The sequence below is a fragment of the Pseudoxanthomonas sp. F37 genome (assembly GCF_022965755.1).
In the GTDB taxonomy this organism is placed as follows: Bacteria; Pseudomonadota; Gammaproteobacteria; order Xanthomonadales; family Xanthomonadaceae; genus Pseudoxanthomonas_A.
In genome coordinates, this window is record NZ_CP095187.1 from 2,101,589 (window position 1) to 2,116,646 (window position 15,058).

Below are 15,058 nucleotides of genomic sequence, written 5' to 3' on the forward strand. Positions count from 1 at the left end.
CGCGTCACTCCACCGCCTGCCAGTGACGGATCAACAACTGGATGCCACGGCGGTTCTGCCAGTCATCGGTTTCCAGCTGATAGGCCGCATGGATGCGGACCGGTGGCGGCTGGTCCTGCCAGCCATTGAAGTGGATCGCGTTCAGCAGCGGGGCATAGCCGGGCAGGCGCAGCGAGAATTTCAGATGCTTCTCGCCGATCACGCGCCAGTCCAGCACATCGAAGCACCCGTCGAACACCGGCTCGGGGAACCCCTGCCCCCAGGGTCCGGCGCTGCGCAATGCTTCGGCATGGGCGCGATCCAGTTCGCCGCCGCGGAGTTCGCCATCGCTCAGCAGCACTTCCTGCAACAACGCCTCGTCCAGCAGCTTCGATGCCTGCTGGTGGAAGGCGGCACGGAAGTCCGCCAGGGCGCTTTCGTCCAGCGACAGGCCCGCCGCCATCGCGTGGCCCCCGAAGCGCTGGATCAACCCCGGACGCGCGGCATCGATGGCGGCCAGCGCGTCGCGGATGTGGAAGCCGGGAATGGAGCGCGCCGAGCCGCGCAACAGCGTGCTGCCCGGCTCGGCGGGCGCGAATGCGATCACGGGACGATGCAGGCGCTCCTTGATCTTGGAGGCCACCAGCCCGACCACGCCGGGATGCCATTCGGCGTCGAACAGGCACGGTGCCAGCGGCAGCTCGGCGCCGGCATCGATGCGGCACAGCGCGGCCTGGGCCTGGTCCACCATCTGCTGCTGCACCCCGCGGCGTTCGGCGTTGATGCCGTCGAGCACGCGCGCCATCTCGTCCGCCTGGGTGGCGTCGTCGGTCAGCAGGCACGCGATTCCCAGCGCCATGTCCTCCAGCCGGCCCGCGGCATTCAGGCGCGGGGCGACGGCGAAGCCGATGTCCGCGGCCGTCAGCCGCGCCGGATCGCGCCCCGCCACGCGTACCAGCGCCTGCAGGCCCGCGCAGCCCTGGCCGGTGCGCAGGCGGCGCAGGCCTGCGCCGACGAGGGCGCGGTTGTTGGCGTCCAGCGGGACGAGGTCGGCCACCGTGCCCACGGCGACCAGATCCAGCAAGGACGAAAGGTCGGGTTCGGGGCCATCGAAAGCACCACGCTCCCGCAGCGCGCGCCGCAGCGCGAGCAGCACGTAGAACATCACCCCCACGCCCGCCAGCACCTTGCTGGGGAACGGGTCGCCGCGCAGGTTGGGATTGACGATGGCATCGGCGGGCGGCAGCCCGTCGCCGGGAAGATGGTGATCCGTGACGAGGACCTGCCAGCCGCGCGCCTTGGCCGCCGCGATGCCCGCATGACAGGCGATCCCATGATCCACGGTGACCAGCAACTCGGGTGCCAGTGCGTCCAGTTCCTCCACCAGCGAAGGCGACAGTCCGTAGCCGTGCACCATCCGGTTGGGCACCGCCGGGGTGACACGTCTGGCGCCCAACAGGCGCAGCCCACGCACGCCGACGGCGCACGCGGTGGCGCCGTCGCAGTCGAAATCGCCGACGATCACGATATGGCGGTGGGCGGCGATGGCATCGGCCAGCAGGCCGGTCGCAGCGTCCATGCCGCCCAGCAGGTCCGGCGGCAGCAGCTGCGCCAGTCGGGGCTGGGCCTGCTCGATCGAACAGGCGCCGCGGGCCTCGTAGACGCGTTGCAGCAGCACGGGCACATGGGCCGGCCATGTCCCCGCGGCGCCCGCCTCGCGTCGGCGGATCCGGGCCGCCGGTGTCATGCCGGCACGTGATCGGGCCGGCCGGCGTCCAGGCGCGGCAAGGGCCTGCGCCAGAAGCGCCAGCGCTGCTCGCGGCGCAGCGTGAACAGGGCGCCGTCCTCGAAGTCGAGCGTGAGCGCATCCAGTTCGCCCTTCTTCAGGGCGTCCAACAGCGGATGCAGGGCGTCGCGGCCCAGCAGGTCGAGGTTGCGCAGATGGCGCAGATCGATCAGCGCGTCCACGCCGCCCTCGCCGCCGGCATGGCTGGCGTCCACGCCTGCCGCCTGTGCCAGCGCCTGCAGCAGGACATCGTTGCCCTTCACCTGGCGGAAGCCGGTGCGGACGAAATCCGGTAGCGCGCCCGCGCCCCAGAACCACAGCGAATTGACCGGGGGTTTGCCCTGCGACACCCGCTGCGCATTCCAGGGATGGTTGTGCAGCAACACCTGGGCCTCGCTGAGCAGGGCCCGCCAGCGGCGGCCGGCATCGCCATGCGGCAGGTGCGCGAACAGATCGTCGCCCAGCACGTCGTCCACCGGCGCGAACTCGGGAAGCTGCGCATCCAGCGGCAGGCGCAGGTACCAGCGCGCCGGCTGCGGCGCGTCCAGCAGCATGCCGGCGTCGCCGAACAAGGGCTTGAGCGCGGGCAGCAGGTGCGCGGCGTCCTCGGCCGCCAGGCCAAGCGATTCGCCGTGGGCAAGCATGCGCGCACCGGTCATGTCCGGCGACACCCGCACAGGGTCGGCGCGCAGCCAGCGGGCACCGGCCGCATCGCCCGCATCACGCTGGCGGGTCAGGGCCGCGATGGGCCAGTGGTCGGGCACCAGCTGGAACTGCCGCCGCAGCTGCGCGCGTTCGCCGGCATCGGCTTCGCCGCGGTCGCTGCGGCCGAGCGCCCTCGCCACGTCGTCGGGGAGCGCCTGCCCGACCAGGCGGGTGCGCGCGGGCAGCAGCAGCGTGGCCTGGGCCATCGATTCAGTCGGCGTAGGAAACGCTGACGATTTCGTACTCGCGCTGGCCGGCCGGCGCATCGATGGTGACCGAATCGCCTTCGTGCTTGCCGATCAGGGCGCGGGCCAGCGGCGAGGAGATCGCGATCAGGCCCAGCTTGATGTCTGCCTCCAGGTCGCCGACGATCTGGTAGCGCTTCTCTTCGTCCGTATCCACGTCGGCCAGCACCACCTTGGCGCCGAACACGATGCGCGAGCCGGCGTTGAGTTTGCTGACATCGATGATCTCCGAATGCGAGAGCTCGCTCTCCAGCTGCTTGATGCGGCCTTCGATGAAGCCCTGCTGTTCGCGCGCGGCGTGGTACTCGGCGTTCTCCTTGAGGTCGCCGTGCGCGCGCGCCTCGGCGATGGCGGTGATCACCTCCGGGCGCTTGACCGTCTTCAGAAGGTCCAGTTCCTGGCGCAGGCGCTGCGCGCCGTGCATGGTCAATGGGGCTCTCACCCTTGAAGCTCCTTGTGCAGTTCCTGCAACGCCAGCACCGGGCCCGTGCCGCGGTATTCCAGCGAATGCACCAGCGCCTTGGCGCCGGCAACGGTGGTTGAATAGGTGACGCGATGCTGCAGGGCCTCGCGCCGGATCGAGAAGGAGTCGGCGATGGCCTGGCGCCCTTCCGTGGTGTTGACGATATACACGATTTCGCCGTTCTTGATCAGGTCCACCACGTGCGGGCGGCCTTCCAGCACCTTGTTGACCTGCTCGCAGGCGATGCCGCGCTCGCGCAGCCATGCCGCGGTGCCGGCGGTGGCCACGATCGTGTAGCCGCGCCCGACCAGGTCCTGCGCCACCGGCAGCACGCGCTTCTTGTCCGGATCGCGCACCGAGATGAACACCTTCCCCACCGGCGGCGCCTTGATGCCGCCGGCTTCCTGCGCGCGCGCCATCGCCGCGCCGAAGCTGCGGCCCACGCCCATCACCTCGCCGGTGGAGCGCATCTCCGGCCCGAGGATCGGATCCACGCCCTGGAACTTGGCGAACGGGAAGATCGCTTCCTTGACCGAGTAGTAGTCCGGCACGATCTCCTTCGTGGCGCCCTGCCCGGCCAGCGTCTTGCCGGCCATGCAACGCGCCGCGATCTTCGCCAGCGGCATGCCGGTGGCCTTGGACACGAACGGCACCGTGCGCGAGGCGCGCGGGTTCACTTCCAGCAGGTAGACGATGTCGTCGCTGCCGTCTTCGCTGGCCTGGATGGCGAACTGGGTGTTCATCAGGCCGACGACCTTCAGCGCCTTGGCCAGCTCGACCACCTGGCGACGCAGCTCGTCCTGGGTCTTGGCCGACAGCGAATACGGCGGCAGCGAGCACGAGGAGTCGCCCGAATGCACGCCGGCTTCCTCGATGTGCTCCATCACGCCGCCGATCAGGACGTTGCCTTCGGCGTCGGCGATGATGTCCACATCCACTTCCACCGCGTTGTCCAGGAAGCGGTCCAGCAGCACCGGCGAGTCGTTGGACACCTTGACGGCGTCGCGCACGTAGCGCGCCAGGTCGGATTCGCCGTAGACGATCTCCATCGCGCGGCCGCCCAGCACGTAGGACGGGCGCACGACCAGCGGATAGCCGATCTCGCGCGCCAGCAGCAGCGCTTCCTGGTCGTTGCGCGCAATGCGGTTCGGCGGCTGCTTCAGGCCCAACGAATCGACCAGCTGCTGGAAGCGCTCGCGGTCCTCGGCCAGGTCGATGGAGTCGGGGCTGGTGCCGATCACCGGCACGCCGTTGGCTTCCAGCGCCCGCGCCAGCTTCAGCGGGGTTTGTCCGCCATACTGCACGATGACGCCCCTGGGCTGTTCCAGCTCGACGATTTCCAGGACGTCTTCCAGCGTCAGCGGCTCGAAGTACAGGCGGTCGGAGGTGTCGTAGTCGGTCGAGACGGTTTCCGGGTTGCAGTTGACCATGATGGTCTCGAACCCGTCCTCGCGCAGCGCCAGCGCCGCGTGCACGCAGCAGTAGTCGAACTCGATGCCCTGGCCGATGCGGTTGGGACCGCCGCCGAGGATCATGATCTTGTCGCGGCCGGTCGGCTGCGCCTCGCACTCGTCCTCGTAGGTCGAGTAGAGGTAGGCGGTGCTGGTGGCGAATTCGGCCGCGCAGGAGTCCACGCGCTTGTACACCGGCTTCACGCCCAGCGCCTTGCGCAGCACGCGCACGGCGGCCTCGTCGGTGCCGGCCAGCTGGGCCAGGCGCGCATCGGAGAAGCCCATCCGCTTCAGGCGGCGCATGCGCGCCTTGTCGAGCGAACCCAGGCCATCGGTGGCGAGCTGCTGCTCGGCGGCGACGATCTCTTCCATCTGGTCCAGGAACCAGGGGTCGATGAACGACAGCGCGTGCACCTGCTCCACCGTCATGCCGGCGCGGAACGCATCGGCCACGTAGAACAGGCGCTCCGGACCCGGTGCCTTCAGTTCGCGACGCAGCGTGGTCAGGTCGTCCTCGCTCGCCAGATCCAGGCCGGTCGGGTCCAGGCCGACCTTGCCGGTCTCCAGGCCGCGCAGGGCCTTCTGCAGCGACTCCTGGAAGGTGCGGCCCATCGCCATCACCTCGCCCACCGACTTCATCTGGGTGGTCAGGCGGGCATCGGCCTGCGGGAACTTCTCGAAGGCGAAGCGCGGGATCTTGGTGACCACATAGTCGATGGCCGGCTCGAACGAGGCCGGTGTCAGCCCTCCGGTGATCTCGTTCTTCAGCTCATCCAGCGTGTAGCCCACCGCCAGCTTGGCCGCGACCTTGGCGATCGGGAAGCCGGTCGCCTTGGACGCCAGCGCGGACGAACGCGACACGCGCGGATTCATCTCGATGACGACCACGCGGCCGGTCTGCGCATTGATGCCGAACTGCACGTTCGAACCGCCGGTATCCACGCCGATCTTGCGCAGTACCGCGATGGAGGCATCGCGCAGGCGCTGGTATTCCTTGTCGGTCAGCGTCTGCGCCGGGGCGACGGTGATGCTGTCGCCGGTGTGCACGCCCATCGGGTCGAGGTTCTCGATGGAGCAGACGATGATGCAGTTGTCCGCGGTGTCGCGGACCACTTCCATCTCGAACTCCTTCCAGCCCAGCACCGACTCTTCCACCAGTACTTCGGTGGTCGGCGACAGCTCCAGGCCGCGGGTGACGATGTCGACCAGTTCCTCGCGGTTGTAGGCGATGCCGCCGCCACTGCCGCCCAGCGTGAAGCTGGGACGGATGATGGTGGGATAACCCACGCGGGTCTGGATCTCCAGCGCCTCCTCCAGCGTGTGGGCCACCGCGGCCTTCGGGCATTCCAGCCCGATCTCCTGCATGGCCACGCGGAACAGTTCGCGGTCCTCGGCCATGCGGATGGCCTCGCGCTTGGCGCCGATCAGTTCGACGCCGTACTTGTCCAGCACCCCGTTGTCGGCCAGGTCCAGCGCGCAGTTCAATGCCGTCTGCCCGCCCATGGTGGGCAGCAGCGCATCGGGCTTTTCCTTGGCGATGATCTTCTCGACCGTCTGCCAGTTGATCGGCTCGATGTAGACCGCGTCCGCCATCTCCGGGTCGGTCATGATGGTCGCGGGGTTGCTGTTGACCAGCACCACCCGATACCCCTCCTCGCGCAACGCCTTGCACGCCTGGGCGCCGGAATAATCGAACTCGCAGGCCTGGCCGATGACGATCGGGCCTGCACCGATGATCAGGATGGTTTTTAGGTCGTTGCGCTTGGGCATGGGGGACTGCTTCCAGGGTTACGGGGCCGAGGCGGTCTTCGCGTCCGGCCCGATGTACTTGTCGAAGAACGCCAGCATCTTGGTGTAAAGGTTCACGTTGTTCTGCAGGTCGCGGAATCCGTGCGCTTCCTTCTTCTCCACGATCACCTCGTCCGGCTTCTTGCCGGCCTTGGCCAGCTGCGAGATCAGGAAATGCATGTTCTTGATCGGTACACGCACGTCCTTCTCGCCATGGACCAGCAGGATCGGCGCCTTGATGCGCTCCACCCCATAGGCGGGCGACTGCGCCATGCGCTCGGCGGCGGTCGGCGGGTAGACGTCCTTGAGGTAGTTCCGGCCGCTTTCGTGCTCCATGAAGTCCGCACTGCGCTGCGCATCGAGGTCGTAGACGCCCACGTAGCCGACCGTGCAGCGGTACAGGTCCGGCTCGCGCACCACGCTCATCAGCGCCGCGTAGCCGCCGTAGGAGGCGCCGTAGATGCAGACGCGATCCGGGTCGGCGATGCCCTGTGCGACCGCCCACTTCACCGAGTCGGTCAGGTCATCCTGCATGGTCGTACCCCACTTGCGGTAGCCCATGCCTTCGAACGCATTGCCGTAGCCACCCGACCCGCGATAGTTGATCTGCAGGACGGCATAGCCACGGTTGGCGAACAGCTGGACTTCGGGGTTGAAGCCCCACTCGTCGCGTGGGCCGTGCGGGCCGCCGTGCGGATTGATGATCAGCGGCAGGTTCTTGCCATCGCTGTTCTTCGGGATGGTGATGTAGCCATGCAGCGGCAGGCCATCCCGCGCCTTCACCACGATGGGCTTCATCGGCGACATTTCTTCGGGCTTGATCCAGTCCATGCTGGCCGCGAGGAACTTGGCCTTGCCCGTTTCCCGGTCGAACAGATACGCCTCGGAGGGCATCGTGTCGGCGAACACCCGCATGGCGAAGTAGCGCCCGTCCTGCGACGGACGAAGGAAGCGCACGGCCTTGCCGGGGAAGGCCTTCACCAGGCCCGCATAGACCTTGGTTTCCGGATGTTCGGGCGCCACCCAGTCCCAGTAGGGGATGCCGTCCTCGTACCACACGCCGAGCAGGGTCTTCTCGTCGCTGCTCCACAGGTAGCCTGACGGGCTGACCGTGCCGTTGCTGGACAAGGGCGTTTCCGCGCGCGTATCCAGGTCCAGCAGGACGATGGTCTCCGGCTTGCCCTGCTCGCCCTTGGCCATGTAGACGCGCTTGTTCTCGGCGTCGAAGCCCAGCGGGAAATACGTGGCGCCATTGCGCTCGCTCTCGTGGACCAGCGTCCATTTGTCGCCGTCGCGGCGATAGGTCACGTTGCGTCCGTCATTCATCGCGCCGGCGACGAAGCGGACCTTGCGGTCGTGGTCCACCAGGAAGCTGCCCTGTTCCACCGGCGCCGAGGCGACCGTCGTGGTCCGGCCGTTGTTGATGTTCAGCTTGAACAGGAACGAGGTCTCAACCGAACGCTCCACCAGGATGGTGTCGGGGTCTTCCGGGGTGAGATCGACGACGCTGTAGTAGTTGCCGTTCGGGATGTCGATGCGGCCGGTGCCATCGATGTTGGACGCGTACAGGTCGCCCTTCGCGGTCTCGAAATCGAACCGGCCGGTCTTGAACGTCACGAAGAACAGCAGGCGGTTGTTGTTGGCCCAGTAGACCTGACGGAAATGGCGGTTCTCGCCGTAGTCCCACTTGCCCACCACGCCCTGGTCGGACACGCGCAGCACCGCGAGCACCGTACGGTCGGCCTGCGGCACGGTCACGGCCATGTGCTTGCCGTCAGGCGACACACTGATCGAAGTGAACTCCGGATCCTTGAAGAAATCCTGGATCGGCACCTCACGCGCAAAACCCTGCAACGGCAACAGGAAAAGCAACAACAACAGACGGACGATCATTTTCACCTTCCACTCCTTGGGATAGGGCGGCATCCCCCGCCACCCGATGCGGACAATCGATGGCACGGAGCCATCCCCCTCACGATGACCGTGCCTGCTCCATGCAGGCGACAAAACGGTCGAACAACGGTGCGACATCATGCGGCCCCGGCGATGCTTCCGGATGGCCCTGGAACGAGAACGCGGGCGCGTCGGTCAGTTCGATGCCCTGGTTGGTGCCGTCGAACAGCGAACGGTGGATGACGCGCACGTTGGCCGGCAGCGTGGTCTCGTCGACGGCGAAACCATGGTTCTGTGAGGTGATCATCACCCGGCCGGTGTCGAGGTCCTGGACCGGATGGTTCGCGCCGTGGTGGCCGTGGCCCATCTTCATGGTCCGCGCACCGGCGGCCAGCGCCAGCAGCTGGTGGCCCAGGCAGATGCCGAAGGTCGGGACCTTCTTCGCGATGAACTCGCGGATGGCGGTGATCGCGTAGTCGCACGGCTCCGGGTCGCCGGGGCCATTGGACAGGAAGACGCCATCGGGCTGCAGCGCCAGCACGTCGGCGGCGCTGGTCTGCGCCGGCACCACGGTCACGTCGCAGCCACGTTCGGCCAGCATGCGCAGGATGTTGTGCTTCACGCCGAAGTCGTAGGCCACCACCTTGTGCTTCGCCGGGGCCTGCACGAAGGCGTTGCGGTCCAGGTCCAGCTGGCCGTCGCGCCACGGGTAGGCCTTGTCCGTGGTGACGACCTTGGCCAGGTCCATGCCCTTCAGGCCGGGGAACTTGCGCGCCGCTTCCAGCGCCCGCTCGACGTCGATGCCGTCGCCGGCCATCAGCGCGCCGTTCTGGGCGCCGCGCTCGCGCAGCAGGCGCGTCAGCTTGCGCGTATCGATGCCGGCGATGGCCACGATGCCGCGGGTCTGCAGCCATTCGGGCAGCGCCTGCTGGTTGCGCCAGCTGCTGGGGCGGCGCGGCACGTCGCGCACGATCAGTCCGGCGCACCAGACCCGGGACGCTTCATCGTCCTGGTCGGTGCAACCGGTGTTGCCGATATGGGGGTACGTCAGGGTGACGAGCTGGCGGGCGTAGGACGGGTCCGTCAGGACCTCCTGGTAGCCGGTCATCGCGGTGTTGAACACCACTTCGCCGACCGAAAGGCCGTCTGCGCCTACGGATTCGCCCTCGAATACGGTGCCGTCTTCGAGTACGAGGATTGCGGGTCGAGTCACGGGGTTCGCCTTGGGGTGGAGGAACCCTGTCCCACCGGCTTGCGGCTGCAAGAAACCGCGGACGCGGCGTTCATCCGGTCCGTGGCGATGGGTAACAGGCGAGCGGGAATTGTACGGGGAACCCCTGTTCAGCGCCACCGTTTTTTACGTTCCGCTGCAGGTCCGCACCGGATGCGGGCGCCGCGCATTCAGGTTTCGAATGCAAAGGCGACCCATGGGCACCTATCAATCCAGCAGATCGCGCACGCGGTAGGCGCCGGGCGCGCGCCCCACCAGCGACCGGGCCACATGCAGCGCACCGCGTGCGAAGACATCGCGGTGGGTCGCGCGATGGGTCAGCTCGATCCGTTCGCCCAGCCCGGTGAACTGCACCGTATGCTCGCCCACGATGTCGCCGGCGCGCAGGCTGGCGTAGCGCACCGCCTGCCCCGCACTGCCCGCCGCCCGGCCCAGGGTCAGTGCCGTGCCCGACGGCGCGTCCTTCTTGTGCACGTGGTGCGATTCGACGATATCGATGTCCCAGCCCGGCAACGCGGCCGCGGCGCGCTCCACCAGTTCGGCCAGCACCGCCACGCCCAGGCTGAAGTTGCTGGCCCAGACCAGCGGGATGCGCGTTGCCGCAGTGGCCAGCGCGTCCTGCTGCGCCGCGTCGATGCCCGTGGTGCCGGACACCAGCGGGCGCCCGCGGTCCACGCACAGGGCCAGAATGGTGTCGAAGCCGTCCGGCAGGCTGAAGTCGATGGCCACGTCGAAGGCCGGAACGCCGCCCAACTCGCTGGCGCCGAAATGAGGCACGCCATCGACGACGCGCTGCGCGGGCGCACGGCGCGTCACGGCGGCGACCACCGTGCATGCGGGCTGTTCGGCGGCCAGGCGGAGCAAGGCCTGGCCCATCCGGCCGGAGGCACCGTGTATCAACAGTCGGGTCGGGGGCGTGTCCATACGGCCATGGTAACGGCCGGGTGACGCGTGGCGAAGTCCCGGCGTTCAGGCGGACTGCGGATGACCCAGATGGAACCCCTGCCCCAGCGGCACACCGAGCCGTTTGAGGGTGTCGAGCTGGCGCGCGGTCTCCACGCCCTCGGCGATGAGGTCCGCGCCCGTGCCTTGCGCGAAGGTCAGCAGCGCGGCGATCAGCGTCTGCATGCGCGGGCGCTGATCGACTTCGCGCACCAGAGTGATGTCCAGCTTGATGATGTCAGGCGCCAGCCGCAGCACATGGCGCAGGCTGGCGAAGCCCGCGCCGGTATCGTCCACGGCGATGCACACGCCCTCCTGCTGCAAGGCCGACAGTCGCTGGTTGAGGCGTCCGTAGTCGTCCACCGGCGTGTGCTCGGTGATCTCCAGCACCAGCCGCCGGGGGTCATGCCCGGCGATGAGCTGGCGCAAGCGGTCGCTGCACGCGGTTTCCGGCGACACGTTGATGGAAAGGAACGTCTCCGGCGGCAGCGATGCGAGCCGCGCCAGGGCGACGGCGGCCGCGGCGAGCTCCAGTTCGACGCTGAGCCCTGCGCGCGCCGCATCCTCGAACCAGCGACCCGTGGACAGGTCGTACTCCAGCGGAAAGCGCGCCAATGCTTCGTGGCCGACGACGACACCCTCGGCCAGCCGGACGATCGGTTGCAGGGCGATCGCGATTTGCCCGTGTTCCAGTACCTGCAGCAGGCGCTGACGGACATCGTTCAGATCCCGCCGCTCGCGCTCGCCCTGCCCCAGGCGGGCCTGGAGCGTGGCGCGCATCTGCGCATGTTCGATCGCCATGTACATGCTGGCGGCCACCAGCGTGCTCAATTGTTCCAGCATCCTGCAATCGGTGTCGTCGTAGGCCGCGGGCGAGGCGGACAACACTTTCAGCACACCGACCACCTGGTCGCGGAAGCGCAACGGCGCCACCAGCATCGAACGCAGGCCCACCGTGCGGCAGGCTTCGCGGTTGACGCGGGGGTCGTCCTCGCTGTCGTCGCAGCGCAGCACGCGGGCCTCCTCGATGCAGCGCCCCGACAGGCTGCCTTCGACGGGCAACGTGAGACCGACCTGCCCCTGCGCGATGCCACTGGCCGACCAGTAGCGCATCAGGGCGCCATCGCGGATCTCGAGCACCGCCCCGGCCGAGCGGGTCAGCGCCTGCGCGCGCGAGGTGATGGCATCCACCACGTCCTGGGGGTCGGGCCCGGCGGCGGCAATCTCGCCCTGTGCCGCCACGATACGTGTCAGCAGGGCGATGGCGTCGCCGGACCCGCCATCGCCGGCTGCGGACGCCGGTGGCCGTACCGACGACAGGGACGTCACTTTGCGATCCCGATTCATCTCCCACGCTCCTTGCGGATGAAGGACATGATGCATATCCCCTGCATCGAGGCCGTGATGCTAGGGCGGCCCGCGGGGTGCTGTCGAGTAAACGTGTTTACAAGAGCGTGCGCGTCAGGGTCCCGGCGCGACGCCTGTCAGGCGCTTGCCCCAGTCCTCCACCGCACCGCGTTCGAGGCGGCGCTGGAACAGCAGGCGCCACGACGGCACCAGGGGCAGTTGCAATACCTCATGCAGCAGGCCCGGGTCGATGGCCCGCCGGTACAGCAGACCGATCAGGCGGGACAGCGGCCAGGCCGCATGGGGACGGTCGGCCAGCACCAGCGTATCGCCCTGCTGCACATGACCCTCCTCGATCACACGGTAGTACCAGCCCGTGCGGCCACTGTCCTGCACGAGACGCGCCATGTCGGCCACGGCGAAGCGGTCGGACAGCTTCCAGCAGGGCTGGCGCGACTGCGAGACCTCCACCAGGGCCGTGCCCATGCGGTAGCGGTCGCCCAGGCATACGGTGTGTTCGAGCATGCCGGACGTGGTGATGTTCTCTCCGAACGCACCGGCCTGCTCCAGCAGGGGGTGAAGGCCGATATCGTCCTGCCAGGGGCGATAATGCTCGCGTGGATAGTGATGGATGGCCTTGTCGGGCCCGCCGTGCACACGCAGGTCGCCCTGTTCGTCGTCGGCGATGCCCAGCACGGTGACACGCTGCGGCCCGGCCACAGGGGTCTTGGCGATGGCGCTGACACTGCCCGCCCGGGTGAAAGGCACGGCCTTGCCGGTCAGTACGGCGTCGATGACGCACCGGGATTGCGCCGCCACGTTCATGCCAGCACCCTTCCCAGTCCGCTGGCGTCGATCTCGCCCGCGGCGCGCGCCAGCGCCGCCGCATCCACGCCCGCATCGAATCCGATCCTGAAGTGCACCTCGCCCTCCGGGGTGCGCGAGGAGTGGATGGAGGACAGACTGATGCCATGCCGTTCGAACACGTGCAGCAGGGCCCGCAACGAGCCGGGGCGATCCTCCGGCAGGTGCACGCTGAGCGCGTCCCGGCCGGCGAGGTCGGCCAGCAGGTAGCCGATCCGTTCGTAGCTGTAATTGCCCTGGGCCAGCATGCCCGGACCGATGGCGTCGCGGTTGTCGTGCAGGAACTCGCGCCGGAACGCCGCGCGGGCCGCATCCGTCCCCTCGCCCACCAGTTGCGCCATGCGCTGGATCTGCCGACCCAGCGCCCGCAGCACGTCCGCGGCATGGGGATTGCCGAACTGGATGTCCTCGTAGATCGCCGGGTTGAGCGAGAGGATGCGCGCGATGATGGCCGCATCCATCTCGAACGAGGCCGAACGGAACGGCATCAGCGCGGCCAGGTGGCCGGCATGCATGGCCTCGCCGCGCAGCACACCCGCCTGTGCCAGGTGGGCGGCATGTACCATCGCCTGCACCAGGGCCATCACGCGATCGTGCTGCTCGGGTGTGGCCTGCACGCACTCGGCCTCGAGTGCGGCAAGCAGCGACGCCACCCATGGGCGCCAGGTGTCGAGCCTGGCCTCGCTGACCACCAGTACCCTGCCCTTCAGGGTCGGCGCCTTGGGCGGTGCGGTCATCGGATGCAGGCCCACCACTTCGGCGCGCGAGGCCAGCATCGCCGCCACCGGCGCGGCCTTGATCGAGGTGACATCCAGCCACAGCCGGCCGGCCTCGGCCCCGGCGGCAAGTCCGGCATAGCGGGCGATCAGCGCCCCGGTATGGCGGATCGGCGCGGAGAAGACCAGGACCTCCGCCCGCCGCACGAGTTCGGCCTCGTCGACCGATGCCGGATCGGCCGGGTCGTGGCCGATCACCTCCAGGCCCATCCGGTGGTGGAAGAAGTGCTGCAGCCAGCGGCCATAGGCGCCTGCGCTGCCGACGATGCCGATCAGGGGTCCGGACACGAAAAGGGCTCCACCAGGGAGCCCCATTCTAGAAGCAACGCGCTGCGGCGCATCAGGACGTCATGCGGTCCCAGAAACCCTTCACGCCATCCAGGAACGTGGCCGACTTCGGCGAGTGCTTGCGCGCCTCTTCACCGATGAAGGTGGCTTCGAACTTCTCCAGCAGGTCCCGTTGTTCCGGGGTGAGGTTGACCGGCGTCTCCACCACCACGCGGCAGTACAGATCGCCTTCGCTGCGGCTGCGCACGGACTTCACGCCCTTGCCGCGCAGGCGGAACAGCTTGCCGGTCTGCGTTTCGGCCGGGATGCGGATTTCCGCCTCGCCCTTCAGCGTCGGCACGCGCACGGTGTCGCCCAGCGCGGCCTGGGAGATGCGGATCGGCACCTCGCAGTGCAGGTCGTCGCCATCGCGCTGGAAGATGTCGTGCTCGCGCACGCGCACCTCCACGTACAGGTCGCCCGGCGGCGTGCCGGGCGGGCCGGCCTCGCCTTCGCCGGTCAGGCGGATGCGGTCGCCGTTGTCCACGCCGGCCGGGATCTTGACCGACAGGACCTTCTCTTCCTCCACGCGGCCGGCGCCGTGGCACTCGGTGCAGGGATTCCTGATGACCTGGCCGCGGCCGCCACAGGCCGGGCAGGCCTGCTGCATGGCGAAGATGCCCCGCTGCATGCGCACGTTGCCGCGCCCGCCGCAGGTGCCGCAGGTCTCCACGCGTCCGTCGGCAGAGCCGGTGCCCTTGCAGGGGTCGCAGGCCACCAGGGTGGGGATCTCGATGCGCTTCTCGACGCCGGCCACGGCCTCTTCCAGGTCCAGCTCCATCACGTAGCCGACATCGGCGCCACGGCGAGCGGCGCGTGCGCCCCCGCCGCCGAAGATGTTGCCGAAGATGTCCCCGAAGATGTCGCCCATGTCCGGCCCGCCGGGACCGCCACCGCCCATGCCATGCTCGAACGCGGCATGGCCGTGCGCATCGTAGGCGCGGCGCTTGGCCCCGTCCGAAAGCACTTCGTAGGCTTCCTTGCACTCCTTGAACGCCGCCTCGGCGGCGGCATCGCCGGGATTGCGGTCGGGGTGATGCTTCATGGCGCAGCGGCGGTAGGCCTTCTTCAGGTCTTCGTCGCTGGCGTCGCGGGCCACGCCCAGGACTTCGTAGTAATCGCGCTTGCTCATCGGGCGGGAATGGAGAATGGAGAATCGGGAACGGTCGACACTGACCGGTGCGAGCACTTCGCAGCGGGAGGGGGAACAGGAAAGGAGGGCCGGGCTAGATCCGCTCCCCCGCTTCCCTACTCCCTATTC

The 15,058-nt window shown here is 68.4% G+C and carries 11 protein-coding genes; all 11 read right to left on the reverse strand.

What is annotated here, in order from left to right; all coding sequences use genetic code 11:
* Positions 1–4 precede the first annotated feature (4 nt).
* Positions 5–1,726, reverse strand: coding sequence for a single-stranded-DNA-specific exonuclease RecJ (recJ, locus tag MUU77_RS09740; protein ID WP_245086012.1), 1,722 nt, complete (start codon positions 1,724–1,726; stop codon positions 5–7).
* Positions 1,723–2,676 (reverse strand): phosphoglycerate mutase, encoded by a 954-nt coding sequence (locus MUU77_RS09745; protein WP_245086015.1) that lies wholly within the window; start codon positions 2,674–2,676, stop codon positions 1,723–1,725. The genes recJ and MUU77_RS09745 overlap by 4 nt, the downstream gene beginning before the upstream one ends.
* A 4-nt stretch (positions 2,677–2,680) precedes the next feature.
* Positions 2,681–3,145 (reverse strand): transcription elongation factor GreA, encoded by a 465-nt coding sequence (gene greA, locus MUU77_RS09750; protein ID WP_245094378.1) that lies wholly within the window; start codon positions 3,143–3,145, stop codon positions 2,681–2,683.
* A gap of 8 nt (positions 3,146–3,153) precedes the next feature.
* Positions 3,154–6,399, reverse strand: a complete 3,246-nt coding sequence (carB, locus tag MUU77_RS09755) for a carbamoyl-phosphate synthase large subunit (protein ID WP_245086018.1) — start codon at positions 6,397–6,399, stop codon at positions 3,154–3,156.
* 18 nt (positions 6,400–6,417) lie between these two features.
* On the reverse strand, positions 6,418–8,310 hold the full coding sequence (locus MUU77_RS09760) for a S9 family peptidase (protein ID WP_245094381.1): 1,893 nt from the start codon (positions 8,308–8,310) through the stop codon (positions 6,418–6,420).
* A 79-nt stretch (positions 8,311–8,389) separates the two neighbouring features.
* Positions 8,390–9,523 carry a glutamine-hydrolyzing carbamoyl-phosphate synthase small subunit gene (gene carA / locus MUU77_RS09765; protein WP_245086021.1) on the reverse strand — a complete coding sequence of 378 codons (1,134 nt, stop codon included), beginning with the start codon at positions 9,521–9,523 and terminating at the stop codon, positions 8,390–8,392.
* Positions 9,524–9,748: 225 nt separating this feature from the next.
* Positions 9,749–10,465 carry a 4-hydroxy-tetrahydrodipicolinate reductase gene (gene dapB, locus MUU77_RS09770; protein ID WP_245086024.1) on the reverse strand — a complete coding sequence of 239 codons (717 nt, stop codon included), beginning with the start codon at positions 10,463–10,465 and terminating at the stop codon, positions 9,749–9,751.
* Between the two features lie 45 nt (positions 10,466–10,510).
* Entirely contained in the window at positions 10,511–11,830 is a 1,320-nt protein-coding gene (locus MUU77_RS09775) for an EAL domain-containing protein (protein WP_245086027.1), read from the reverse strand.
* Between the two features lie 114 nt (positions 11,831–11,944).
* On the reverse strand, positions 11,945–12,655 hold the full coding sequence (locus MUU77_RS09780; RefSeq protein WP_245086030.1) for an MOSC domain-containing protein: 711 nt from the start codon (positions 12,653–12,655) through the stop codon (positions 11,945–11,947).
* On the reverse strand, positions 12,652–13,758 hold the full coding sequence (locus MUU77_RS09785) for a prephenate dehydrogenase (protein WP_245086033.1): 1,107 nt from the start codon (positions 13,756–13,758) through the stop codon (positions 12,652–12,654). The genes MUU77_RS09780 and MUU77_RS09785 overlap by 4 nt, the downstream gene beginning before the upstream one ends.
* Before the next feature lie 52 nt (positions 13,759–13,810).
* A complete protein-coding gene (gene dnaJ / locus MUU77_RS09790) occupies positions 13,811–14,929 on the reverse strand; it encodes a molecular chaperone DnaJ (RefSeq protein ID WP_245086036.1) in 1,119 nt (372 codons plus the stop codon).
* Positions 14,930–15,058: the final 129 nt, after the last annotated feature.

Coding starts and splice junctions, on each gene's coding strand:
- dnaJ (WP_245086036.1), bottom strand. CDS start 14,929: ATGAGCAAGCGCGATTACTACGAAGTCCTGGGCGTGGCCCGCGACGCC.
- MUU77_RS09745 (WP_245086015.1), bottom strand. CDS start 2,676: ATGGCCCAGGCCACGCTGCTGCTGCCCGCGCGCACCCGCCTGGTCGGG.
- MUU77_RS09760 (WP_245094381.1), bottom strand. CDS start 8,310: ATGATCGTCCGTCTGTTGTTGTTGCTTTTCCTGTTGCCGTTGCAGGGT.
- recJ (WP_245086012.1), bottom strand. CDS start 1,726: ATGACACCGGCGGCCCGGATCCGCCGACGCGAGGCGGGCGCCGCGGGG.
- carB (WP_245086018.1), bottom strand. CDS start 6,399: ATGCCCAAGCGCAACGACCTAAAAACCATCCTGATCATCGGTGCAGGC.
- MUU77_RS09775 (WP_245086027.1), bottom strand. CDS start 11,830: ATGAATCGGGATCGCAAAGTGACGTCCCTGTCGTCGGTACGGCCACCG.
- dapB (WP_245086024.1), bottom strand. CDS start 10,465: ATGGACACGCCCCCGACCCGACTGTTGATACACGGTGCCTCCGGCCGG.
- MUU77_RS09780 (WP_245086030.1), bottom strand. CDS start 12,655: ATGAACGTGGCGGCGCAATCCCGGTGCGTCATCGACGCCGTACTGACC.